Annotated in this window: 22 protein-coding genes; 8 read left to right on the top strand and 14 right to left on the bottom strand. The window is 59.2% G+C overall.

The window, feature by feature from the left end; genetic code table 11:
- Positions 1 to 75: 75 nt before the first annotated feature.
- The 3 genes from B5525_RS24510 to B5525_RS47925 form a co-directional block, all read right to left on the bottom strand.
- Positions 76 to 657, bottom strand: a complete 582-nt coding sequence (locus tag B5525_RS24510) for a hypothetical protein (RefSeq protein ID WP_079568301.1) — start codon at positions 655 to 657, stop codon at positions 76 to 78.
- A 126-nt stretch (positions 658 to 783) separates the two neighbouring features.
- Positions 784 to 1,395, bottom strand: coding sequence for a sigma-70 family RNA polymerase sigma factor (locus B5525_RS24505; protein WP_079568300.1), 612 nt, complete (start codon positions 1,393 to 1,395; stop codon positions 784 to 786).
- Between the two features lie 511 nt (positions 1,396 to 1,906).
- Positions 1,907 to 2,038, bottom strand: a complete 132-nt coding sequence (locus B5525_RS47925) for a hypothetical protein (RefSeq protein WP_425305211.1) — start codon at positions 2,036 to 2,038, stop codon at positions 1,907 to 1,909.
- Between the two features lie 474 nt (positions 2,039 to 2,512).
- Between B5525_RS47925 and B5525_RS24495 the strand changes: the two genes are divergently transcribed.
- The 3 genes from B5525_RS24495 (at position 2,513) to B5525_RS24485 (ending at position 6,571) form a co-directional block, all read left to right on the top strand.
- Positions 2,513 to 2,704: a hypothetical protein gene (locus B5525_RS24495; protein ID WP_079568298.1), complete on the top strand. Its 192-nt coding sequence runs from the start codon at positions 2,513 to 2,515 to the stop codon at positions 2,702 to 2,704.
- Positions 2,705 to 2,853: 149 nt separating this feature from the next.
- Positions 2,854 to 4,104, top strand: a complete 1,251-nt coding sequence (locus B5525_RS24490) for an HlyD family efflux transporter periplasmic adaptor subunit (RefSeq protein ID WP_079568297.1) — start codon at positions 2,854 to 2,856, stop codon at positions 4,102 to 4,104.
- Positions 4,105 to 4,108: 4 nt separating this feature from the next.
- Positions 4,109 to 6,571, top strand: coding sequence for a peptidase domain-containing ABC transporter (locus tag B5525_RS24485; protein ID WP_079568296.1), 2,463 nt, complete (start codon positions 4,109 to 4,111; stop codon positions 6,569 to 6,571).
- A gap of 291 nt (positions 6,572 to 6,862) precedes the next feature.
- On the opposite strand, the gene B5525_RS24480 is transcribed toward B5525_RS24485, so the two are convergent.
- The 5 genes from B5525_RS24480 to B5525_RS24460 form a co-directional block, all read right to left on the bottom strand.
- Positions 6,863 to 7,321, bottom strand: coding sequence for a DUF1203 domain-containing protein (locus B5525_RS24480; protein ID WP_079568295.1), 459 nt, complete (start codon positions 7,319 to 7,321; stop codon positions 6,863 to 6,865).
- A 257-nt stretch (positions 7,322 to 7,578) separates the two neighbouring features.
- Positions 7,579 to 8,208, bottom strand: a complete 630-nt coding sequence (locus B5525_RS24475; protein ID WP_079568294.1) for an NYN domain-containing protein — start codon at positions 8,206 to 8,208, stop codon at positions 7,579 to 7,581.
- Between the two features lie 704 nt (positions 8,209 to 8,912).
- Positions 8,913 to 9,251 carry a hypothetical protein gene (locus B5525_RS24470; RefSeq protein ID WP_079568293.1) on the bottom strand — a complete coding sequence of 113 codons (339 nt, stop codon included), beginning with the start codon at positions 9,249 to 9,251 and terminating at the stop codon, positions 8,913 to 8,915.
- Positions 9,252 to 9,544: 293 nt separating this feature from the next.
- Positions 9,545 to 9,715: a hypothetical protein gene (locus tag B5525_RS47550; protein WP_338075117.1), complete on the bottom strand. Its 171-nt coding sequence runs from the start codon at positions 9,713 to 9,715 to the stop codon at positions 9,545 to 9,547.
- Between the two features lie 935 nt (positions 9,716 to 10,650).
- The gene (locus B5525_RS24460; RefSeq protein ID WP_079568292.1) at positions 10,651 to 11,202 is read right to left on the bottom strand and encodes a TetR/AcrR family transcriptional regulator; all 552 of its coding nucleotides are present in this window, start codon (positions 11,200 to 11,202) and stop codon (positions 10,651 to 10,653) included.
- Between the two features lie 222 nt (positions 11,203 to 11,424).
- Here B5525_RS24460 and B5525_RS24455 point away from each other — a divergent pair, with 222 nt between their 5' ends.
- The 4 genes from B5525_RS24455 (at position 11,425) to B5525_RS24440 (ending at position 16,151) form a co-directional block, all read left to right on the top strand.
- Positions 11,425 to 12,114 carry an antibiotic biosynthesis monooxygenase family protein gene (locus B5525_RS24455; protein WP_079568291.1) on the top strand — a complete coding sequence of 230 codons (690 nt, stop codon included), beginning with the start codon at positions 11,425 to 11,427 and terminating at the stop codon, positions 12,112 to 12,114.
- A gap of 279 nt (positions 12,115 to 12,393) precedes the next feature.
- Positions 12,394 to 13,167, top strand: coding sequence for an SDR family NAD(P)-dependent oxidoreductase (locus B5525_RS24450; RefSeq protein WP_079568290.1), 774 nt, complete (start codon positions 12,394 to 12,396; stop codon positions 13,165 to 13,167).
- A gap of 31 nt (positions 13,168 to 13,198) precedes the next feature.
- Entirely contained in the window at positions 13,199 to 14,440 is a 1,242-nt protein-coding gene (locus tag B5525_RS24445) for an alkene reductase (protein ID WP_244567566.1), read from the top strand.
- 217 nt (positions 14,441 to 14,657) lie between these two features.
- Positions 14,658 to 16,151: an MFS transporter gene (locus B5525_RS24440; protein WP_197687838.1), complete on the top strand. Its 1,494-nt coding sequence runs from the start codon at positions 14,658 to 14,660 to the stop codon at positions 16,149 to 16,151.
- A gap of 186 nt (positions 16,152 to 16,337) precedes the next feature.
- On the opposite strand, the gene B5525_RS24435 is transcribed toward B5525_RS24440, so the two are convergent.
- Both B5525_RS24435 and B5525_RS24430 read right to left on the bottom strand, forming a co-directional pair.
- A complete protein-coding gene (locus tag B5525_RS24435) occupies positions 16,338 to 17,972 on the bottom strand; it encodes an FAD-dependent oxidoreductase (protein WP_079568287.1) in 1,635 nt (544 codons plus the stop codon).
- A gap of 63 nt (positions 17,973 to 18,035) precedes the next feature.
- Positions 18,036 to 18,788, bottom strand: a complete 753-nt coding sequence (locus B5525_RS24430) for an alpha/beta fold hydrolase (RefSeq protein ID WP_244567565.1) — start codon at positions 18,786 to 18,788, stop codon at positions 18,036 to 18,038.
- A gap of 203 nt (positions 18,789 to 18,991) precedes the next feature.
- On the opposite strand from B5525_RS24430, the gene B5525_RS24425 reads away from it, so the two are divergent.
- Positions 18,992 to 19,528 carry a TetR/AcrR family transcriptional regulator gene (locus tag B5525_RS24425; RefSeq protein WP_154073403.1) on the top strand — a complete coding sequence of 179 codons (537 nt, stop codon included), beginning with the start codon at positions 18,992 to 18,994 and terminating at the stop codon, positions 19,526 to 19,528.
- 127 nt (positions 19,529 to 19,655) lie between these two features.
- Here B5525_RS24425 and B5525_RS24420 read toward each other — a convergent pair whose 3' ends face one another.
- The 4 genes from B5525_RS24420 to B5525_RS24405 all read right to left on the bottom strand — a co-directional run bounded on the left by B5525_RS24420 (position 19,656) and on the right by B5525_RS24405 (position 22,309).
- Positions 19,656 to 20,282 carry an alpha-ketoglutarate-dependent dioxygenase AlkB gene (locus tag B5525_RS24420; RefSeq protein WP_244567564.1) on the bottom strand — a complete coding sequence of 209 codons (627 nt, stop codon included), beginning with the start codon at positions 20,280 to 20,282 and terminating at the stop codon, positions 19,656 to 19,658.
- A 96-nt stretch (positions 20,283 to 20,378) separates the two neighbouring features.
- The gene (locus tag B5525_RS24415; protein ID WP_079568284.1) at positions 20,379 to 20,885 is read right to left on the bottom strand and encodes a DUF1993 domain-containing protein; all 507 of its coding nucleotides are present in this window, start codon (positions 20,883 to 20,885) and stop codon (positions 20,379 to 20,381) included.
- Positions 20,886 to 20,946: 61 nt separating this feature from the next.
- Complete coding sequence (locus tag B5525_RS24410) at positions 20,947 to 21,300, bottom strand: UBP-type zinc finger domain-containing protein (protein ID WP_079568283.1); 354 nt, start codon at positions 21,298 to 21,300, stop codon at positions 20,947 to 20,949.
- Positions 21,301 to 21,562: 262 nt separating this feature from the next.
- Positions 21,563 to 22,309, bottom strand: a complete 747-nt coding sequence (locus B5525_RS24405) for an isocitrate lyase/PEP mutase family protein (RefSeq protein WP_079573735.1) — start codon at positions 22,307 to 22,309, stop codon at positions 21,563 to 21,565.
- Between the last annotated feature and the right edge of the window lie 109 nt (positions 22,310 to 22,418).

The following is a 22,418-nucleotide window of genomic DNA, read 5'->3' as shown; positions in this document are numbered from 1 at the left end:
GCCACCGTCTATCTCGTTCCACTCAAAAACAACTCTCGCCCGACAGCACACTGCGGGGCGAGTCTTTTCGGCGCATCAGGCATCCGTGTCGTGCGACGATTCCGCCGGCCCGTCGACATGCCCCACGTCGAAGTGATCCGCCGGGCCCATCTGGCCGATGGCGTACTCGAGCGCATCGTCGGATGACATCGAAGCGAGCGCACCCTGCATGTCACCCGAATGATCCGGACCATGCGAGCCGAAATCACCATGTGAGAAGTCGAACTTGGCCAGCGCTTCACCCGGGTTACGATAGGTGTCGCCCTTGCCGCTGTCGTCGGACGGCCTGGGTTCGAAATAGTCCTTCTGCGGCTGGCAGTCGTCGTTCTTGGCGTCCTTCCAGCCAGCATCGTGCTTGGAGTAGTCGCCCTTGGCGTCTTTCGAGTAGTCGTCCTGCCCGTGCTTCGAATAATCGTCCTTTCCGCTGAGCTTGGAATAATCGTCCTTGTCGCCGTCTTTCGAGTAGTCATCGCGACCCTTGTGATCGTCATTCCACTGGGAGTGCTTGCCGCTGCCGCAGTCGTCGGGCTGGGTTGGCTTGGATTCCTCGCCTGGGACACTGATTCCCGGAATCTTTATCAACTCGAGAATGCTCATGACGCTGCTCAGTATAGACATGGTTTCGTTCCTCGCTTCGGGTTGGCGACGGGCACATGCCTTGTCCGGATCACCACGCCGTCATCCCTAATCCCTACTGTCGCCGACGCACGCCGATGGATGCAGCGCGCAAAACAAATTCACGCCTCATTCCAGCTGCCGGCGCATGGCCACGAGCTCTCTCCGGATCCACGCCTTGATGGTTCCGACCGGAACCCGGAGGTATTCAGCGATTTCCTCGTGCGTGTGTCCGTCGATAATCGCCAGAAGCAGGCTCGCGCGGCGCTTTGGCTCGAGTTGATCGAGCATGGTCCGTAGCGTCATGCTGTCCGGGATGCAGGACGCGGGGTTCGGGACGGTCCGTTCCCGCTCGCAAATGGCGTTCAGCGTGTCGTCCTCGATCGCGAATTCCCGCTTGGCGTTCCGCTGCATCTTGAGTGCCGTGTTGCGGACGATCGCGTAGATCCAGCCCCGGGCGGATCCGCGTGCAGGATCGAAGTTTTTGGCATTTCGGAGGATCTGCGCGAATGCATCGTGAATGACGTCCTCCGCACGCGACGTGTCGTGGACGATCCGGCGCGCTACGGCGCGTAACTGGTCCTTCTCCCGGGCGTAGATCTTGCCGACGCCCGACCGCGATCCGGAGGCGCACTCGAGCAGAGCTGACTCGTAGTTGAGAGCCGCCTCGAGATTTGTGTCACCCTGCGCTGCGCGGGAGTGAAACTCTGCCTTTGCGAAACCGGCGCCTTGGTGGGGCATAGTCAATTCATCCCGTCGAAAAAAAGACGGCCACTATTCCCCTTGTAGGGAATAGGAATATTGGTGACTTGCATTTCCAGGCAATTGCGAAACGAACTAGTGATGAGCTCGTCAAACTCAGCGACACGAACTTTGTTCCCAACATTTTTTCAATTTGCTCACCAAATCCCCGGCGGAGGTATCATTAAGCCGTGAAGCGCAATCGCAGGGCGCATAGTTTGAAGCTTCGACCATACGACGTGAGTCACTCCCGAACTTTTCCAGCTGGCGGCGGTGCAGCGAACTCGTGCCCCAAAGAGCCAAACGCAAACGGTTTGTGGCTACATGACATCGCTTGGGCACCAAGCAAGACCGGCGCAAGGGACGTAGCGCTATCGATGCGAATGGGATGGATCGGGCGCGCCCTTGCCCCCAGAAGCGAGGATTATTAAAAGAAGGAGCACCGCTATGCCTCGCATCTCCACGATTCACGCAATACAGTCACCGGAATAGGTCCGGGCAAGAACACGCTTTAAGGCGCGATTGCAACAACGCTGTAAATCCACCCCCCCGACCTGCGGTAGGAGTCGAAGCTGTGCGCTTCATGCCAGACCTGAATGAATGGGTCTTGGATCACATCATCTGCGATGTCGAGCTGGCACACGATACGGTACGCCGCTCGCAGCAGCCAGGGCGCTTCCTGTCCATAAATATTCTCTAATGCAGTTTTGTCTTCTGCGCACGCCAGCAGGGCCGTTTTGAGATCATACTCGGGCCGTGCGGCGGGCGGGCGAAAGGTTGTGTCACCTGCGCATCCGAGCGCGCGCTTTCACTGCGATTAGTTGATTTTTTGACACGGACAGGCCGATACTGCGAAACAATCAATGCGTGCTTGGTGCAGAACCTGTCAGAGGAAGGCGTCGATGCAGAGCATCGAGTCGACGAGAATGTTAGCGGCGCGCAACTCGGCAGTCGCTTCCCCGGATACCGTGGCAATAGAATAAACGAGCGCCCAGCACGTGCCTCAAAAAAACATTTGCGCGACAGTGCATCCAGATTGGCGTCTTGCAGCTAGTGATAACGTGGCAGCAGTTACAGCAATCCCGCCACTGACATCGAAAACCGAAAGGAGACCAACATGCAAGAGATGACCAATTTCACTCACCCCATCGAGCTATCCAATGAGGAACTCGATCTCGTAGCCGCTGGCTGGAGTAACGAATGTGGCTGTGGCCACCAGGGCGAAAGCAACACACAAGTCGGCCTGGTCAACATCAACGACGTCAACGTCGGAGTCAACATCCTCGGGTTCCAGTCCCAACGCGCTTAAAGGCAAGATGCGTGGGTGAACCGCTTCTGCATGGCAAGGAGCGGTTCTCCAACGCATTGTGCGGTTATCCATCCGCAGCCGTGGCGCGGCGGAGAGATACCATGCGCAATCCTTGAATCGACGAATGAAAGCGTAACTAAGGTGCGTCCATGGCGACCCAACCAGCTCTATTTCGCCAGGAAGCAATCGACTTTTCGCATCAGCGTCACAGCTGGGGCGGGGTTGTATCGCTGCAGCCAGTATCGAGCACGATCCTTAGCTGGTCTCTTGCGGGAGTCGTTGTCCTCATTTTGTGCTTTCTTTCAGTTGCTCAATACGCGCGCAAGGAAACCGTCACCGGTTATCTAACGCCGACCTTCGGCACGGCCAAAATTTTCGTGCCACAACAGGGTTTCATCAATAAGCTACAGGTGAACGAGGGTCAGGAGGTTGCGGAGGGCGACCCGCTCCTGACCGTAGTCACTTCCCAAATCACTGCCAATGGCGACGACGTCAATGCCACCGTGCTTGCAGTGCTGGCGCAGCAACGCGATGTGGTCGAGCGACAGATCGCTGCGGAGGAGCGCCGGACCGCCTCGGAACACGATCGCCTCGCTTCCACGATCAAAGGGGCTGAGGGGGAGGTTGCTCAGCTCGAGGACCAGCGAGAGATTCAGAACCAGCGGCTGAAGCTTTCCGAGAGTTTCGTATCAACGGGCGAAAAGCTAACGGCGAGCGGGGCGTTGCCAACCATCGAGCTGAGGCGCCGCGAGCAGGCCGCACTCGAGCAAAAGCAGAACTTGGTGTCGCTCGATCAGCAGATCACCGCGCGACGCACCCAATTGACCGACACCCGGCATACGCTCGAGCAACTTCCGATCGTCGCCGCAGAGAGGATTCGCGTAGTGCGCAATGATCTCTCCTCGATCGAACAGCGCGTCGCCGAAGTGAACGGGCGGCGGGCCTACGTTATCAAGGCGCCGACGAGTGGGCGCGTGTCCACACTGCAGGCGACTGTCGGCCAGATCGCTGATCCAAGGCATATGCAGCTCGAAATCATTCCGCTTGATGCGACCTTGCAGGCGGAGCTGTTCTTTCCGACGCGCGCGTTCGGATTCGTGCGCCCCGGCCAGCAGGTCAGGATACTTTACGATGCATTTCCCTATCAGAAATTCGGCACCTACCGCGGCACCGTGAAAAACGTCTCTCACACGATTCTGACGGGCAACGAAACTACCGGGCCGATCACCCTCAAGGAGCCGGCCTACCGCGTGAGTGTGGCTCTCGAGCGTCCCGACATCGATGCCTATGGGCATAAGATGCCGCTTCAACCGGACATGCTCCTTAAGGCCGACGTCGTTCTTGAGCAGCGCTCGCTGATGAGGTGGCTGCTTGATCCCGTGTTTAGCGCAAGGATGTAGCCTCATGCAGGAGCTATTGAATTTCGGCGGGCGCAGATCCCTCCCGCTCATCAGGCAGACAGAAGCGGCGGAATGCGGGCTGGCATGCCTTGCGATGGTAGCGTCCTATCATGGCCATCGAACTGACATGAATAGCCTGCGGCGTCGGCACCCGGTGTCGCTGAAAGGTGTTACTCTCCGTGACCTCATGGAAATAGCAGCTCGCCTGGGGCTTGCAGGCCGGCCGCTGCGAATCGAGCTTGATCATCTCAGCCAATTGCGCCTCCCGGCTATCCTACACTGGGACATGGTTCATTTCGTTGTCCTGAAAGCATACAAGAAAAACGGGATCGTGGTGCACGATCCGGCCGCCGGCGAGAAATGGTTTCCGATCACCGAAGTAGCGAGACATTTCACCGGCGTCGTGCTCGAACTCTCACCCACCGGAGAGTTCTGCCGCACCGACGAGAGAGTGCGATTGCCCTTCTCCGAATTCTTTAGCGGAATGAGCGGAAACACTCACGTCCTAGTGCAAATATTAGTTCTGTCAGTGGTCACCGAGATTCTTATCCTCGCCGCCCCCTTCTACATGCAGCTCACGGTTGACGAGGTCATCGCCAGGGGGGACGTCGATCTCATGCTCGTACTCGGGCTTGGATTCGCGCTCCTCCTCCTGATCAAAGTCGCCTCGACTGCGACCCGCTCGTTCATCATTCTTATTCTGCAGAACACGTTGAGCTTTCAAATCGGCGCCCGGCTGTTTCATCATCTGGTGCGTTTGCCACTCTCTTTTTTCGAAAAGCGGCACATCGGCGACATCCTGTCGCGCTTCGGCTCGATCGAGCCCATCCGCAACATGCTTGCGGAGGGACTGATCACGGGCTTGATCGACGGTCTCATGTCGGTGTTGATGCTGGCGTTGATGTTCACCTACAGCGTCCAGCTCGGATTTGTCGTACTGTTCGCGTTCGCGCTGTACGCCGTTTTACGGCTCGCCCTGTTCAGGATGTTCCGACAACGGAGCGAAACGGCCATTCACAGTAAGGCAGACGAAAACTCCACCTTCATCGAAACTGTGCGGGCGGTGCAGAGCCTCAAGTTGCTCAATCGAGAGAACGAGCGGGAGAGCCAGTGGCTGAACCGTTATGCTGCGTACGTAAATGCCAACGTGCGGCTAGGTCGGGCGAAGATCAGCTTCAAAGCGATGAACGACACGATCTTCGGCTTGGAGAACGTCATCACAATCTACCTCGCCGCTCGCCTCGCACTAGACAACCTCATCACGGTTGGCATGATATTCGCGTTCGTCAGCTACAAGCTGCAGTTCGCCGAGCGGACAGCGCTGCTAATCGAGAAGCTGGTGGACCTGCGCATTCTCGGACTTCACCTGGAGCGCCTCGCCGATATTGCGCTCACCCCACTCGAGCGGGGGCACGACCAGGACCTGTCGTATATGCGACCGATCCGCGGCGCAATCGAACTGCGCAACGTGTGCTTCCGCTATGCGGAAGCAGAGCCTTTGATTCTTAATAACGTCAATCTGTGCGTTGCTCCGGGACAATTCGTGACGTTCATGGGACCCTCCGGCTGCGGCAAGACAACCCTTGTCAAGATTATGCTTGGGCTGCTCGAGCCTACGGCCGGGGAGGTTCTGATCGACGGGCTCCCGCTAGGCCAGATCGGGCCGCGCGTTTATCGCGAACAAATCGGCGCAGTGATGCAGGAGGATCAACTTGTGTCGGGATCTATTGCCGACAATATCTGCTTTTTTGAGACAACATTCGATCCGCAACGGATGATCGAGTGCGCGCGGATTGCCGGCATTCACGACGACATCATGGCAATGCCGATGAGCTACAACAGCTTGATCGGTGATATGGGAAGCTCGTTATCTAGCGGGCAGAAACAGCGAGTACTGCTTACGCGCGCGCTCTATCGCCGACCAAAGATCCTGTTTCTGGACGAGGGCACGGCCCATCTAGACACCGAGAAGGAAAAAGAAATCAATGCGACTCTCCGGTATCTCAATATGACTCGTATAAGTGTAGCACACCGCCCCGAAATCACCCACGGAGCGGATATGATCATCCATCTTGCCCCGGCGGCCGGGCCGTTGCAGGTCGGAGTTACAAGCCGCAGACCAACAGCGGCGCCTGCGTGCGATGCTGGTCTCACCGGGTTTGCCGCCGAAGGTGCGAAATCGGCCGAGGCCGCGGAGGGCTACGACGACTGCTCCGATGACGGCCGCAAAGGCGATTATTCGACGCATGCCGGGAGGGACGACCGCTCGAAGGACGGCAAGGGCGACTACTCCAAGCACGATGGTGGCTGGAAGGACGCCAAGAACGGCGACTGCAAGCCGCACAAGCACGACTGCCTGCTGCCGAAGGAGAATTGCGCCCCCAAGCTGTCCGACGACTGCGGCAAGGGCGACACCGATCGTAACCCGGGTGAAGCGCTGGCTAAGATCGACTTCTCACGATGGTGATTTCGGATCGTATTGTCCCGGATCACTCGGGTGGCAGGGTCCTTTTGACTCTAGAGCTTGACAGTGTGATCCAATCCCCAAGCCCGGCATCGTTCCAGAACCGATCAAAGGTGCGACGTTCACCGACCAATGATTCAACCTCGTCGAATACACGCCCTTGGGCACTCCATCGTCTGCTTCATAACCCTCAGGCCCTTGTCCAAGTTCGAACCGATCAATCCGGCAAGATCGTTTGGTAACATGTCGATGATCCAGATCACTCGGCTGCTGTTCTTGCCTTCGGCAGGTTAACTAGGCTTTTTCCACTTTCGCGGCATAACAGCCAGCTGCCGCAAAGTGAATATGCAGGTAGTCTACGTTTGAAGGCGCGAGCATCTCTTCCAAGGCCGGTTCGATCTCGTTCCCATCAACTAATCGGTTATCGACCATCATAGCGTTCGTATCGAAAGACCTCACTGCAAGGATGCGGTTGCGCAGCTGTTCCGGAATCTCATTCACCTTGTCGTAGGTCTGATCGCCTTCACGCACAAAGATCGCAAACCGCATCCGATAAGGCGACTCGACTGGATGATGTTCGTAATTGATCAGCAAAAGCTCTTCGCCTGGCTGCGAGTCCGTGAGGCTAACTCGGCAAGGATATTTGGCGTCGACTGTCCGGCGCACTCCACCTTGAGCCGCAAGATCGAAGTCAGACAGGTCGAAAAGATGAGTGAATTCTTCAGCTGGCAGCCCGAGGATACGAAAGGTCATGGGTGTTGTTCCTTTTTAGGTGAAAATCACTTTCGCACCCGCTACCGACCGTAGCCACCCGATTCCCGAACAAATGTGGTTCTCGCCACCTGTATCCGCACAAGGGGCCCTATCAGCTAGCGTTGCTGTCCTATGGTGAAATAGCTGCGCCAAAAAGGGCGACCCTTGCGAGCCGCCCCTCTGTCGTCGTCAGGTCTGGTGGACTTGTCCTAGACTGCACATGCCTCAGCCATGCCTGGGGCGTTGCGGCATTTCTCTCAATCGTCGAAATCGTCGTCATCGTCCCTCGGTGCCGTCGTGGTCGCGCGCTGCAGGAATTGTGGGGTGTGATAGCGCGGTTCGCGCGGAGCTGGGCGCTCGGACGGATCGCGGCCGATCGTGGACTTAAATTCCATGAGGTCAGTGAAGACATCGGCCTGGCGCCGTAGCTCGTCGGCAATCATTGGCGGCTGGCTGGAAATGGTCGAGACAACGGTGACGCGGACGCCGCGGCGCTGCATCGCTTCGACCAGCGAGCGGAAGTCGCCGTCGCCGGAGAACAGCACCATCTGGTCGATATGTTGGGCGAGTTCCATGGCATCGACGGCAAGCTCGATGTCCATATTGCCCTTCACCTTGCGACGGCCGCTGGCATCGATGAATTCCTTGGTCGCCTTGGTGACGACGGTGTAGCCGTTGTAGTCCAGCCAGTCGATCAACGGGCGGATCGACGAGTATTCCTGATCTTCAATGATTGCGGTGTAGTAGAACGCGCGCAATAGAGTTCCGCGACTTTGGAATTCCTTGAGCAGGAGCTTGTAGTCGATATCGAAACCGAGCGTCTTGGCCGTCGCATGAAGGTTGGCGCCATCGATGAACAGCGCAATCTTGTTTGAGGAAGATGGCATTAGATACTGACCTTTTACAAAAGATACCACTTTTACAAAAGATACCACGCGGGCGAGGCCCGCCAAATTCACACTTTGCTTAGATATTGGCGAAGGCAAAAAAGCGCAACTTCAGCGCGCGGCCCGTTCTTCCTCCGGGTACTCCAGTTTTGGACCCTAAGCCTCGGCTTCAAGATTGGAGCCTATCTATTTCTAAATATTTTAAGTTTCAAATAGTTTCTTGAGGACTCCAAGGCGTGCTGAGCTGGATCGATCGATACGGCGCGGACAGCAGCAATAGGAAGAGCGCCCTGTGAGCTTTGTATTTGGCAGCGGGTCGGCTGGCCTCCGAGCCCTGCATGACGACGGCCCCCTCAGATGTGCAAACGCGCCACCGCCAAGTTCGGCCGCGTTTCTTCAAGGCCAACTCAAAAACTGGGAGTTGATCTGGGCATCGCGATCGTGCCTTGCGAAGCGCTCTCAAAGGGGGCCTCCGAAATGAGAAAAATCACTTAGGCAGCTTGGTCGGTGGAAATGAACAAATGGTTGGTGAAGCGCTAGTCCGCAGAACAGTAAAAGGAAAAGCAGAAGCCGAATCATCATCGCCTCCGGCTGCTCCTGCTCCAGCACGCCCTCAACAAAATCACGAGTACGCAGAGTTCACAGGAAATTCAGCTGTGCTGCTCGCGACCGCCTGCCTGTCCCAATTGAAGTCCGGCCTCACATCAGCACCCCGCTTGCCGCAAGCCGGTGTGGCTCGCAACAAAGTCCCTGACGTGTTCGGGTACTGGTACGCCATCGATATCGCAGCGGGCTTGAATATCTTCGGCTACTTGGTTGGAAACATCCTCGATCCAGTGCTCAAGTGTGTTGAAGGCCATGACGCGAACCGGAGCGTTGAATTGGCCGGTTAGGAGATCGGAGATGGTCGTTTCGAGGTCGTCCCGCTCGATCTCTTTTTCAGGGCAATCACTGCGTGACGCTCCGAAACTATCGAACACAAGGTAGACGGTCTGATCAGCGCCGTAAGGCACTACCGTCGGCAACCAATTTGGCATAGGCATCGCCACGTTGCTCTCCTTCGATGCAAGTTACTGTAACGTCTGCCATGCTACTTCTAGTCGGAAGCCGACAATCTGGATGCACTGTTGCGCAAATTTTTGTACGGCATTTGATGGCCGCCTTTCATCGCCATGCAGCCCGGGCATGATTGCCGAGTCGCACGCCCGTCGCCATCCTTATCAACCCGAGGTTCGGCGCCAAGCACGCCCTGGATCGTTTCTCTGCATCGGCTTGTCCGTAACGGAAAAAGATCAACAGCTTCGGTAAGAGCGCGCCCTCGCCGTTCGCGGCTGACCTAGTCCGGCCCACGCGATCGGTCCGGTAAGGGGCGGAGGCGCGGAAGCGCATCCAGATAATCGTCGCCGTCCAGCGCGAGCACATCGAACGCGCAGAGCTGTACCTTTTCATTGTGCTTGCCGGAATGCAGCGCGTTGAAGTCGGAGACGCCGTCGACGCCGATGACCACGGCCGCCGCTCGTCGGCGCATGGGTGCACACGCCCGCGTAGCTCCACGCGCCGAGCTGCTTGCTGCACGGATAAGAATTGACTTGGAACTGGCCGCTCAGGCTTCCTTTCGCGCGGTCTTTATGTCCGACATGGGTCAATCACGTCACTTTGGCAGTGCGCCGGCCACGTCCGGTCTACCCCGGCCAAGACGAGTTTAGGCAGTTGGATGAGGTCAGCGTGCTTCCCCCTGAATATCCAGGGTGGGTGCTGCCATTCCAGGGAGCCGACCGTCTGGAGCCAGTTGATCGCTGGGAGCGTTTCCACGAGGCGAAAAAGCCGCATTGATCACGGCCGCAAACGCTGTCCACGGATCCGCACAGCCATCTGGCCTGCATCCTGTCGTTGGCGACAAAAACCAAAAGGCCGCTCTACGAGAGCGGCCTTTTGGTCGGGTATATGAAATTGTTTGCGGGGACACGCAACCACCGATACCGACATTCGCTTCAAGTCGCGATTTGAACGTCCGGAGGATTTCAAAAAAGCTTATTCATCAGGTGGTTGGATCGGTATGATGTGATTGGTTTTGCTCCCTGAAGGCAAAGGTCACACGTTCGAATCGTGTCGGGTGCGCCATAAAATCAAAATACTTAGATCTAATGCCTCCGATGGGGCTGAAACCAAAACTCATCAAAAATAATCTAGCTGTGGTGCCGAATCTGCGACTTCGCGGCGGCTTCTCGTATCGGTCGCTCGCAGATTTCTTACGGAGTGGGTGGCGACAATGGGCCGCGAATTAGACAGCCAGAATCAGGCGGCCGGGCCGAACAGGGCGTGCGAATATGAAGGGGAGCGGTATTTCTCCTACCGCGGCCCGGCAACGGATCGCACTCCTGCCGAGCGGTCCCTCGTTAGCCGTGATCTCGAAACAGAATACACGCGGCACGAGTTCGAAGCTTACTTCGAGCGCTGGCGACCAACTTTCGCCGGCGCAGGTTTCCACGCTCGGGTAAACTCACGCGTAGCTCGATCGTATGTCGCGAGGTCATTTACGGCGTTGGCGACCACCAATGCGCCCGTGATCGTCGCCAGCAGTTGGGAGGCGTCATCCGACGAGAGGCCCTCCTCCACGAGCTTTTCATGGCACATCTTGAAGAACTTCTTCACTTCCGCCGATACTTCCGGCGGCAGATCCACGGATGATGCGCCGAGCACGGCGCATGGACACATGCGATCCGCTGAGTGCAGGGTCCCTCGGAACGCTTTCACCCAAACCTTCACCGGGTTTGGCTCCTTCTGGAGCTCCCGTTCGATCAAATCCGCCGTCTGTGCGGTATAGCGCTGGATGACGGCAGCCGCGAGATTCTCCTTGGTCGGGAAATGATAGTGGACGCTGGAACTCTTGACGCCCACGTCGGCTGCGATCTCTCGAAAACTGAAACCGTTGAAGCCGCCCTTCCGCATTCGCCGCTCAGCGGCGTCCATGATGGCGGCGGCGACGTCACTCATTGAGTCTGCTCCCGTGGCTACCTCTCGATAGGTAGGGCTTACAGAGATCAAAAACAATGCCTGTCAGTCTATCTATCGATAGGGCACTATGCTAAGCAAAGCAGCGAACGTCTGTCGCAAGCCTGATCTTCGGGCCCTTGGCCGGGCTTCGGCCCGTCGATCGCGGCAGGAAGACATCAACCCTCCCTCGGGCACGAACCTCAAGCAAGCTGGGTGATCAAGATGTTCTCGGTGATCTTCGAAGTCCATCCCAAGAAAGAGCAATTCGACCTTTACCTCGCCCTTGCGAAAGACTTGAAGCCGATCCTAGAGGGCATCGACGGGTTCATCGACAACGAGCGCTTCGAAAGCGCGCGTCGGCCGGGGTGGATTCTGTCGCATTCCACATGGCGAGACGAAAAGTCCGTTGTGAGATGGCGCACCGTCGCCAGACACCACGAGACTCAACAACGCGGGCGCGACGACGTCTTTCAAGATTATCATTTGCGGGTTGGCGAAATCGTGTCGGATACGGCGCCTCCCGAGGGCGTACGTCTGGTTGAACAACGTCTGGACGAGACGGAGGTCGGCGCCGGGAAGTATGCGACGCTTATCGAGATTTTGCCGGCGCCGACTGGACCAGGATCACTGGCTCCGTCGGAGCTCGCTGACCGCTTGTCGCTCGATCGAACACACTCGGCCCTGATCGACCACGACGTTTTCTCAAGCATCTACAATGCGGGAAAGCTTGCATTGTTGGCGAGCTGGCGCGACCGCAACTCCGCTGAGCAGTTTGAACCACAGCTCCCTACCGAGGCCGACGCTGTTCGTCATCGCGTCGTGCGCATCGTGCGTGACTACGGCATGTTCGATCGACGTGAAAGCCCACAATATTATCCTGACATTCCACGTGGCCCGACGACGCGCAGATAGGACTCCGTCGTTCGCGAAAAACAAAGCTTGCCGCAAGTCCGAGGAACCCAGGCATTCGAGGGCCCAAGTCATGGATCGGCCGTTCCGTGCTCGCGGCTTGCATCCCTCTCTCAGCTCGGCGAAGCGACATCGAGGGAAGTCGTTCAGCAATTCTTCCGCCGCCCGTCACGACGTTGTTCCTCTCTATCGATAGATCAGGCTTGACGCATCCAGTTTCCAGAGTTAATTCTCCGAAGCTCATCAATCTATCGATAGGTAGAATAACCCAGGAGAGTTGCCATGCGTTTTCAGGACAAGGTCGCGATCGTCACAGGAGGCAGTTCAGGCATCGGCAAGGAAGTGGCGACCCGATTCGTCGCAGAAGGTGGTTCTGTTGTCATCGTCGGACGCGATGCCGCCAAAGCCGAGGCCGCAGCCAAGCAAATCGACGCGACCGGAAAGCGCGCTATCGCCCATGTGGGCGACATTTCCCTGCCGGCGACAGGAAAAGCAGCGGTAAAGACAGCGCTCGATCGCTTTGGCCGTCTGGACGTCCTGTTCAACAACGCCGGCATCTTCGGGCCTAAGCCATTCCTCGATGTCACCGAAGATGAATACGATCATTTCCTGAGCATCATCCTCAAGGGCAAGTTTTTCATCGCGCAGGCGGCGGCGAAGGCCATGAAGGCTGCGGGCCGCGGCGGCGCGATCGTGCAGACCGGATCCATGTGGGGCCTGCAGGCGATCGGTGCCACGCCCTCGTCCGCTTATTCAGCAGCCAATGGTGGCGTCCATGCGCTGGTCAAGAACCTCGCGATCGAGCTCGCCCACGACAAGATCCGCGTGAATGCGATCGCGCCCGGCGTGATCGAGACACCGGTCTTCAGCACGTTCCTGACACCAGAACAGGTGAAGACCGTTTTGCCGACCTTCAATGCGATGCACCCTCTTGGCCGCAACGGTCAGCCCGCAGACGCGGCCGAGGCGCTTCTGTTCCTTGCCTCGGATCAGGCGAGTTTCATCACCGGTGTCATCCTTCCGGTCGACGGTGGCGTCATGGCTGGCAGGCAGTGATCGCTCGTGACCAGGTCGACGTCCGACATCGGTGATCCGTCCCGCGCTTGACCGCGCGGGGCCAACCTCCCCATCACGCCCCTCCCTTCCCTTTCCGGCGCAGGCCCGTCACGAACGGAGAATCCCAGTGGGTACAAACGTTCAAAAGAAACTCTTCACGCCCGTTCAAATCGGGCCCATCACACTGAAACACCGTGTCGTCATGCCGCCGATGAGCCGGCTACGGGCGCAGCCAGGGACGGGCATTCCGAGCGACTTGCAGCTCGAATATTATACGCAGCGTGCGTCTGACGGCGGGCTGATCGTCACGGAAGCGACGGCGATCGCGGCATCCGCGCGAGGTTACTACCATGCGCCCGGTCTCTACGCGGACGACCATGTGGCGGCCTGGAAACGGATCACGGATGCGGTTCACGCCAAGGGCGCATACTTCTTCACGCAGCTTTGGCATGCTGGCCGCACGACACACGTTTCGATCACAGGATCGCAGCCGGTTACGGCGTCTGTCGATCCGACTTACTGGGCTGATCCTGGCATCGTCGTCGATACGCCTGACGGGTTTCGCCAGACGTCGCCGCATCGCGCGCTGGAGACGGCGGAAATCGCCAGCATCCTCGATCAATATCGCGCCGCCGCGCGCAACGCCAAGAAAGCGGGTTTCGATGGTGTCGAGCTGATGGCGGCCAACGGCCACCTGATGGACCAGTTTCTACAGGACAACACCAACAAGCGGACCGACCAATACGGCGGTACGGTCGAGAATCGAATGCGTCTTCTCGTCGAGGTCGTCCAGACGTTGATCCAAGTCTGGGGCGCGGATCGGGTTGGGGTTCGGCTCGCGCCAAGCGGGACGTTCAATCACATGGGCGACAGCAATCCCCGTGCGCTGTTCCGCTCGGTGGCAGAGGGGCTGGGCGGTTTCGGGCTCGCGTATCTTCACCTCATCGAGCCGCGGGTAAGGGGTGGTGAGACCATTGCCGAAACGCAGGCACCGGTCGCAGCCCAGGAATTGAGCAAGATCTTCAAGGGACCGGTGATCGCGGCCGGTGGTTTCAATCCCGAGACAGCAGAGGCAAGCATCGCGAACGGCGATGCCGGCCTGATCGCCTTCGGCCGTCACTTCATCGCGAATCCCGACCTGCCCAGGAGGATCAAGCTCGGCCTGCCACTGAACCCCTATGACCGCAGCACCTTCTATGGCTACACCGCGCGCGGCTACACCGACTATCCCGCCTACGACACGTCCGCACAGGATCGGCTTCCCACGTCCTGATCGAGCTTTCGAAAGCCCTGCCGATCGTCCGCGTGTCGGCAGGACCTCTTCTAGTTGATCTACGTAGCCGAGCTCATCGCGCAGGTCGCGGAATAGCGGAATGGATGGTTTCGTGCTCAGAAATGGCGAAAATATCCTCGGTAATGCAGCGGGACAGCCGCAGACTGACGCTATGCCACCGTCTCCGACGGCTCGGTTCTCTGGCCGGAAGCTGCGCATGTTGCTTTGTTGTGCCGGCGCGCCCTTCCTCATCATGCTCGACACCAACATTGTCGCGGTCTCGCTGCCGTCCATCGCGCGCGACCTGCACGGCGGATTCACTGATGTCGAATGGGTCGTCAGCGCGTATATCCTTCCGTTCGCAGCACTGCTGATGCCAGCAGGCGCCTTGGCCGACCGTCTTGGGCGGCGGCGCATGCTGCTTATCGGGCTGTCGATCTTCACATTCGCCTCTTTTCTTTGCGGTGCGGCACCCAATCTCGCTACGCTGAACGGGGCGCGCGCATTGCAGGCGGTCGGCGCCGCGCTCCAGCTGACGTCGTCGCTGGCCGTCGTCGCACACGGATTCGAACCTCACGAACGAGACCGCGTCTACGCGATCTGGGGCACCGTAATGGGCATGGCGCCGCCTCTCGGTCCGATCCTCGGCGGCCTCGTTACGTCCTATCTGGGATGGCGATGGGCGTTTTACATCAATTTGCCGTTGGGCGCCGGATTGATCGTCCTCGCCCTGACGTCGGTCGCGGAATCTCGCGACCCGAAAGCGTCAGGCTTGGACTATCGGGGAATCCTCCTCTTTGGCGCCGGTCTTTTCAGCGTCGTGTGGGCTCTGATCGATGCAAATAGCATCGGCTGGGAGAGTGCGCCGACAATCATCAGATTAGCCGTGGGCGCGGTCCTGCTTGTGGCGTTCGTTTTTGCCGAACGCAAACACCCACGCCCGATGATCGACCTGTCGATATTCCGCGATCCGACCGTCACCGGAGCAGCCGTCGCTATGCTGGGTTACGCGGCCGCGGCACAGGTCATGATGACGATCCTGCCGCTCTATCTCCAGGATGCGTTTGTTCTTTCGCCGGCGATCGCAGGTCTCGCAATGATACCTTTCGCATTGCCGCTGCTGATCGGTCCCAGCGTGGGCGGCAGGCTCGCGACGCGCATGTCGAGCCGTGCGATCCTGAGCTTTGGTCTTGGATTGGTCGCGCTTGGCAATGCGATCGCGGCAGCAGCCGTGCTGGCGGACCTCGCATATTGGACGGCTGCGATCGGCATGTTCATCACGGGATCCGGCGCGGGCCTGCTCAACAGCGAGACGGCGAAAGCTCAAGTCAGCTCCGTTCCGCCAGAGCGCGCCGGAATGGCCTCCGGATTGGCAAGTACGACGCGGTTCATTGGCATCATCGCCGGTGTCGCGGGGCTGGGCGCAGTGCTCGCGGGCGTGGCCGAGGCCAACCTTCGAAGGCTTGGAAAGCCCCTCGTGCTCGATCAGAGGATCGATTGGCACGACCTGAGCCTTCGGATCGTGGGCGGCGACGCGAGCGGTGCTTTGTCTGCTTTATCAGATCCGATTCGAATCGCCCTCCAAGGCACGGTGCACGCCAGCGTAGCAGCCGGCTTCGGTGCTGCACTCTCCGTTGCCGCGGTCGTCGCAGTTTTTGCAAGCCTGGCGAGTTGGCGGCTCATCCGGGCGGCTGGAACGCGCTCATCCTAGAGCGGGACACGCAGCATATGTTTGCCACCGACCTGCCGGCACCGCGCTTCGTGCAGCGTCGTCATAGGTGGCGGGGTCGATGTGCAGGTCGAGCAGGAGGTCCGGGTACGCCGACCAAAGGCAGTTCGACTGCCTCACCTGCCTGCGACAAGCCGCCGACGCTCCATCCGCTTAAGTCACCATGGACTACGAATGAAGGGTGGCGAGGTAGGCATGGATCTGAGCCACAGCCGCGGCACCCTCGCCGACGCCGGCCGCCACGCGCTTCACCGATCCGCGCCGCACGTCTCCGATCGCAAAAACACCGGGGCTGCTGGTTGCCAACGGCAATTGCGGATCGCTACCGGTGGCGACGAAGCCCTTGTTGTCCAGGGTGATACGCCGATCGAGCCACTGCGTGTTGGGATCGGCACCGATGAACAAGAACATGTGCCGTGCGTCGACCCGGCGACTGTCGCCGCTCTCACGGCAGGTCATGTCGATGCTTTCCAGTGTACCATCTGCCGTACCCGACAATCCGGTGACGGCGGTGCGGACCCGCAAGTCGATGTTGGGCGTCGCCTTGATCCTGTCGATCAGGTAGCGGGACATGGAGGCATCGAGGCCCGATGAGCGGACAGCCAGATGTACCTGGCGCGCGTGCGCGGCGAGGAAGACAGCCGCCTGCCCCGCAGAATTGCCTCCTCCGACGAGAACGATATCGCGGCCCTCGCACAGGGCCGCCTCGATCGTCGTCGCCCAGCACGAGACGCTGGTTGCCTCGAAGCGGTCGAGGTTTTCGATCTCTGGCCGCCGGTAACGCGCGCCCGACGCGATCACAACCGTCCGTCCATAAATTGAAACGCCATTGTCGAGTGCCACGCGGTGCAACGGTGGCTGCGAGCAATCGAGTTCGACGACCGAGACTGGGACTGCAAATTGAGCACCGAATTTCTGAGCTTGAAGAAATGCGCGCGCCGTAAGCGCCTGGCCGGAAATGCCGGTCGGAAATCCCGGATAGTTCTCGATCCTCGAGGAGGCGCCCGCTTGGCCACCGAACGAGCGGCTATCGACAACCAGAACGGAGAGCCCCTCCGATGCCGCATACACGGCAACAGCGAGGCCTGCCGGGCCCGCGCCAACGACGATCACGTCGTACGTCGTTCCAGGCTTAATATCGGGAACGATTCCCAGCCCTACTCCCGCCTCAGTATCGCTGGGCCGCCGCAGCACCGTCCCGTTCGGGCAGATCAGGATCGGCAAATCGGCCGCCTGCACGCCGAGGCGCTCGACAAGGGCTTTACCTTCAGTACCACCTGCATCGATCAGCGAGTGCGGGTAGCTGTTCCGGGTAAGCAGGCCCCGAAGGCGAACCGTCGCCGGCGATCCCGCTTCTGCAAGGATGACCGAGCCAACGCTGTCCCCCTCCAACAGCGCGGCGCGCCGCAGGATAAAGGCTCGCATCATCAGTTCACCGATGTCCGCGCTGCTGATGAGCAGAGCTCGAAGGTGAGGGAGATCGAACGGATAGGCTGTGCACCCGTCCGGTCCCGCGCAGACCATGGCCAAGGAGGCATGCCCGGCAAGATCGCTTACTTCTCCGCTGAACTGACCCGGTCCGCCGGTGGCAAATATCCCCTCCCGGCCCAGACCATCCCGTCGGCTCGCAACGATGCCCCCCTCGACGACCAGCCACACGGCCATGTCCCGATCGCCGACATCGAGAAGCTTTTCGTCCGGTGCAAAACGCCGCTCAGGACCGCTCGCGAAACGAAGAGCGAACTGTATTTGAGCCGGAGTCAGCGTCGGAACGATTTGAGCCATGCGGTCGTCCAGCAGCATACCAAGTGCCTCGCTGATGGGGATTTCGGTTTGTGCGACGCTGAATCGTGCGGGTCAGATTGGTCAGCCGGCCCAATGGCCGCGCAGCAACTGATTGAGCGCGTCCGCCCGCTCCTCGGGAAAGAAAAGCCGTGCTCCGGACAGCTCGACGGGCGGCTTCGCTCCTGGGATCGCCTCGGCCAGCCAGTGCGCCCATTTCACCGGGAAATAGACATCATCCGTGGCCCATACGATCAGTGTCGGAGCCTTGAGCTGGCGCAATTGGGGCTCGATGGCCAAAGTGTGCCTATTGTCGAATGCGCCGACGAAGCGCTCCAGATCGTGGGTACGCTGCTCGTTGCGCAGGTGTGGCCGGAGGTAGATTTCGATATCTTCATCCCTGACGGCTTCGGGGTGCTCGTAGGCTGGGCCAAGCGCACCCGGCGAGCGATAGATCGATTTGTCGCCGAGCATTGCGTTGAGGGTTTTGCTCAGCCCGCCGGCAGCCACCATTTCCACGAAAGGTTTGAACGCTTCGGGCGGCCAGTTGTCATGGGTATCGCAGTTGGTGAGCGTCAGCGTCCGGACGCGATCCGGGTTGAGCGCGGCGAAGATCTGACAAATTCCGCCGCCGCTATCGTTTCCGATCAGATCGACCTGATCTATATGCAGCGCGTCGAGCACTTCCTTCAGCATCTTCGCGTTGGCGGTCACAGACACATCCTGAGCCGCTGCAATCTCCGTGTCGCCGTGCGCAAGCAGATCGACCGCGATGCAGCGCCGCAAATCTGAAAGCGCGCCGATCTGGTGGCGCCACATGTGCTTGTTCAGCAGCACGCCGTGGACGAAGAGAGCGGCAGGTCCTGATCCCACTTCCACGTAACCGATTCGGCCTGACGGCGTGTCGACGTGGCGAACGACCGGCGTATCCTGTTCGTTGCTCATGAGGCCCTACTCTGCTCTATCGATAGGTAGAGCACGGGATAACTCTGGAAATCTCCGCCGTCAACGTCTATCTATCAGTAGAGATAGGAAATGCGATGAACGAAACGGCAGAGCGCCTGATGGACCTGGCCGAGGCTCGCATCCGCGAAGCGGGCTACCGGGGGTTCAGCTTCCGCGATCTTGCAGCCGAGATCGGCATCAAGAGCGCCAGTGTCCACCACCATTTCCCGACCAAGGCGGGAATGGCCGCTGCGGTCGCGCGCCGGTACGGGGATCGCTTCTTCGAACTGGTCGCGCGGCGGCATGATGAGAGCGGCGACGAGGTGATTGTGATCTATCGATCCGCGTTTCGCAGCGCGATCGAACGGGATGGCCGGATGTGTCTAGGCGGCATGCTTGGCGCTCAAGCGGGCGGTCTACCGCCTGAGATCGTGCAGGAAATCGAGATGTTCTTTCGACGCTGCATCGATGACCTTTCGAGCAGAATTGGCGGAGCGGATGCTGTGGCCCGGGCGTTCCATGTGATGGCGGCCTTGGAAGGAGGCTTGATTCTTGCGCGCGCCTATGGCGACATCTCTGCGTTCGATCAGGCGACTGCCGGGCTTACCGGGCCCACATTCGCAGTCGCCTGATGATCGCGCGAAATCGCGCTGTCATGATCCCGGCTTCGGGCTGAAGCGACCTCACCATCGCCGCGGACGTTTTGTCTGATCACTTCGCCCATCTATTCGCCGATCTGACAACCGCAATGGTGGAACGCTAATCGCTCGAGGAGCTTCGGCCAGGGCGAAATGTACGCAAGGTCACGGAGAAACGCAGAGCGTCCATCGGCGCGATGCTGTGCTGCCAGCTGTTCCGCACCGGGCCATGGAGCAAATACACCGATCGTGGCTCGACATGCGCGGACCGGCGCTCCCAGCCCTCCTCCACCCTCCGACGCAGCCGTAAGGTGCAAGGCGCGAGAAACGATACTGCGACGATATCTTCATACGACGGTCGGTCGCGGTGCCAGCCGATTCCAGCGCCCGGCGCATACTCCGTCACCATGAGTTGTTCAAACGCGTCGGCCGGCACGCCACTGATCTGGCTTGCAACGTCGGTGAGCGGCAGAAGGTAATCGGGAATGCTCGCATCGGCGCGTGGCTCCTGGCCTGCGAACACATACCCGTGCCCAAAGGTGTATATGCGGCGATTGCCCTGATGCCCGTGAAATTCGAAGGGCTTCAGAGGCAGTTTTTCGAATCGCTGGACGAGGCTCTTTTCGTCGGCGGTCGATATAACATCCGGGATATAGCGGAAACCGGCAGGTAGCTCAGGCTCCCCGAACAGGTCGCCCATACCGCTAATAGGATTGCTGGTGTGCTTCTTCGCTGAAGCGCGTTTCACGGGCATCGAACCTGGTGAACGGGCGGCCCGCCCCCGAGCAACCATGCCACCAACCGGTGCCGAGCGGGTCCGGGCAAGAAAAGAATGCCTGTCTCGTCAGGCTTGGACAAAATTCATTGGCCCAAGGAAGTCCATCTTGCCGACGTCGACGCCGCCGTTGCGGAGGACCGCGTACGTCATCGCAATGTGGAAGTAGACGTTCGGAATCGTCATCTGAAGCAGATAATCTTCGCCGCCGATGACCTTCCCGGGAACCCACGAAAGGCTGATTTTGCGGTCTTGTGCACCTTCGTATTGTGCCTTGCCTACGGTTTCGGCGAAATCGACAGTTTTCCGAATGCGAGCGCGCAGCTCTTCGAGGGTCTGCTCATTGTCCTCGTGCTTTGGAGGCGTCTGCCCCGAAAGCCAGGCGGCGGCGGCTTTGACATAGTCGCAAGCGCTCTGCACCTGGTAGATCAAGGGCTTCATGTCGGGCGCGAGACGACCGTTCAACAGCACACGGACGTCAAACTGCTTGGCAGATGCAAATTGGTCGGCCTTGTCGAGCAAGACCTCTACAGTCTTCAAGGACTGGACGCACTGCGAAACGACTTGATAATACATGGGATCTCCCTTCGGTAGACTTTGCGCTAGTGGCGTGCTGCCGTCGTTATAAACCGGATGCTCATTCGTTGAGGTGATGTTCCCAGTCCGCAGGGACGCGCCCCTTTGGTCCAGGCGAAGGCTGGTCGAGGGGTCGAGATCGCGGCGGCGCCAGCCTGGGGCCGTAGAACGGCTTTCCGGTTCCATAATTCCAGAACCAGTCCTCACCAGGCTCGAAGCTTGTTATCATAAAGTGGCCAGTCTCGCGAAAGTGCGCAGTGGCGTACTGGTTTGGCGACGTATCGCAACAGCCGATGTGGCCGCATTTGGCGCAGCGCCGCAGATGGAGCCACCATTGGCCAGCAGCAAGACACTCGACACATCCCGTTTCACTTGGAACGGCGTGAGGGTCAATGCCTTCTGATACGTGGCTCATTGCCGCTCCGCGTCCGTTCGATCCAGCGGGCGAACGCCCACCGTGTCGTGTTACCGACGACTTGTCATGCCGTCGTAAAAGGGGGCCGTTGCGTGCTCAAACGGCCCTATAGAAAGCGTCCTGGTCCACGTCCACGAGACGAAGATGAGGATATCTGGGCAAACGGCGCCGCGGAATTGGCGTATCCTTCGCGGCGCAAGTTTACTCACAATCCTTGCAAGGGCGTCGCAGGATTGGCCGTCCTCCAGGCGTTGCGGGCACATTACGAAAAGAGCTTGCCCGCCTTCTTCTGGAGGGCTTCCATCGTCTCGATGAACGGAATCGGCCCGTAGCTCACGCGGGCAACACCCAGTTTCGCGAGCTTGTCATTCGATGGGACGCCTTCCATGACCATGACGTTGACCGGCAGCGTCGCTTCCTCAGCAATCCGACGGATATGGTCGGCCTCGGTCAGCCCGGGAATGAAGAAGCCGGACGCGCCGGCCGACGCGTATGCCTTCGCTCTCTCCAGGGCTTCGTCGACATCGCCGCTGTTACCTAAGAACACATCGGTCCGTGCATTGATAAAGAGAGGAACGCCCTTCCGCTCGGCAGCATGGCGAATCGCTGCGATCCGTTTCGCCTGTCGAACAATGTCGTAGAGCCCACTGCCCTTGACCACGCGGTCCTCGAAATTGATCCCGATGATTCCAAGATCGAGAAGCCTGGAAATGTTCGAGGCCAGCTTGCGATCATCGTCGCTATACCCGCCTTCGAAGTCCACGGTCACAGGCACGTCAACTGCCGCCGCGATCCGCTCGACGATCTGCTCGGCAAGAGGAAGCGGAAGGTCCTCGCCGTCCTCATATCCCTGCGCACTGGCGACAGACCAACTGCTGGTCGCGATCGCCGTCGCGCCGGCATCGACGATCGTTTTTGCACTGCCTGCATCCCACGCGTTGTAAAGTATCACTGGCGTCCCTTTGACGTGAAGGGCGGCAAATTGTTTAGCTTTCTTGGTCTGGCTCACGGTCATCCTCCGTTCAATAGATTGCACGATGGCGAATCGCAGACAGACTTGGAGTCGAAGTCTTGCTTGCGCACGCCGGCGACCGTGACCCGCCGCGCAGCACTGAGCG

It is taken from the genome of Bradyrhizobium erythrophlei, from assembly GCF_900129505.1.
Classification (GTDB): domain Bacteria; phylum Pseudomonadota; class Alphaproteobacteria; order Rhizobiales; family Xanthobacteraceae; genus Bradyrhizobium; species Bradyrhizobium erythrophlei_D.
Note: the sequence above shows the minus strand (reverse complement) of the source record. Positions and strands in the feature narration are given on the sequence as shown.

Bases quoted from the DNA above. Each gene is read 5' to 3' on its own strand.
- B5525_RS24510 (WP_079568301.1), bottom strand. From the start codon at position 657: ATGTCTATACTGAGCAGCGTCATGAGCATTCTCGAGTTGATAAAGATT.
- B5525_RS24505 (WP_079568300.1), bottom strand. From the start codon at position 1,395: ATGCCCCACCAAGGCGCCGGTTTCGCAAAGGCAGAGTTTCACTCCCGC.
- B5525_RS24495 (WP_079568298.1), top strand. From the start codon at position 2,513: ATGCAAGAGATGACCAATTTCACTCACCCCATCGAGCTATCCAATGAG.
- B5525_RS24490 (WP_079568297.1), top strand. From the start codon at position 2,854: ATGGCGACCCAACCAGCTCTATTTCGCCAGGAAGCAATCGACTTTTCG.
- B5525_RS24485 (WP_079568296.1), top strand. From the start codon at position 4,109: ATGCAGGAGCTATTGAATTTCGGCGGGCGCAGATCCCTCCCGCTCATC.
- B5525_RS24480 (WP_079568295.1), bottom strand. From the start codon at position 7,321: ATGACCTTTCGTATCCTCGGGCTGCCAGCTGAAGAATTCACTCATCTT.
- B5525_RS24475 (WP_079568294.1), bottom strand. From the start codon at position 8,208: ATGCCATCTTCCTCAAACAAGATTGCGCTGTTCATCGATGGCGCCAAC.
- B5525_RS24470 (WP_079568293.1), bottom strand. From the start codon at position 9,251: ATGCCTATGCCAAATTGGTTGCCGACGGTAGTGCCTTACGGCGCTGAT.
- B5525_RS24460 (WP_079568292.1), bottom strand. From the start codon at position 11,202: ATGAGTGACGTCGCCGCCGCCATCATGGACGCCGCTGAGCGGCGAATG.
- B5525_RS24455 (WP_079568291.1), top strand. From the start codon at position 11,425: ATGTTCTCGGTGATCTTCGAAGTCCATCCCAAGAAAGAGCAATTCGAC.
- B5525_RS24450 (WP_079568290.1), top strand. From the start codon at position 12,394: ATGCGTTTTCAGGACAAGGTCGCGATCGTCACAGGAGGCAGTTCAGGC.
- B5525_RS24440 (WP_197687838.1), top strand. From the start codon at position 14,658: ATGTTGCTTTGTTGTGCCGGCGCGCCCTTCCTCATCATGCTCGACACC.
- B5525_RS24435 (WP_079568287.1), bottom strand. From the start codon at position 17,972: ATGCTGCTGGACGACCGCATGGCTCAAATCGTTCCGACGCTGACTCCG.
- B5525_RS24425 (WP_154073403.1), top strand. From the start codon at position 18,992: ATGAACGAAACGGCAGAGCGCCTGATGGACCTGGCCGAGGCTCGCATC.
- B5525_RS24415 (WP_079568284.1), bottom strand. From the start codon at position 20,885: ATGTATTATCAAGTCGTTTCGCAGTGCGTCCAGTCCTTGAAGACTGTA.
- B5525_RS24410 (WP_079568283.1), bottom strand. From the start codon at position 21,300: ATGAGCCACGTATCAGAAGGCATTGACCCTCACGCCGTTCCAAGTGAA.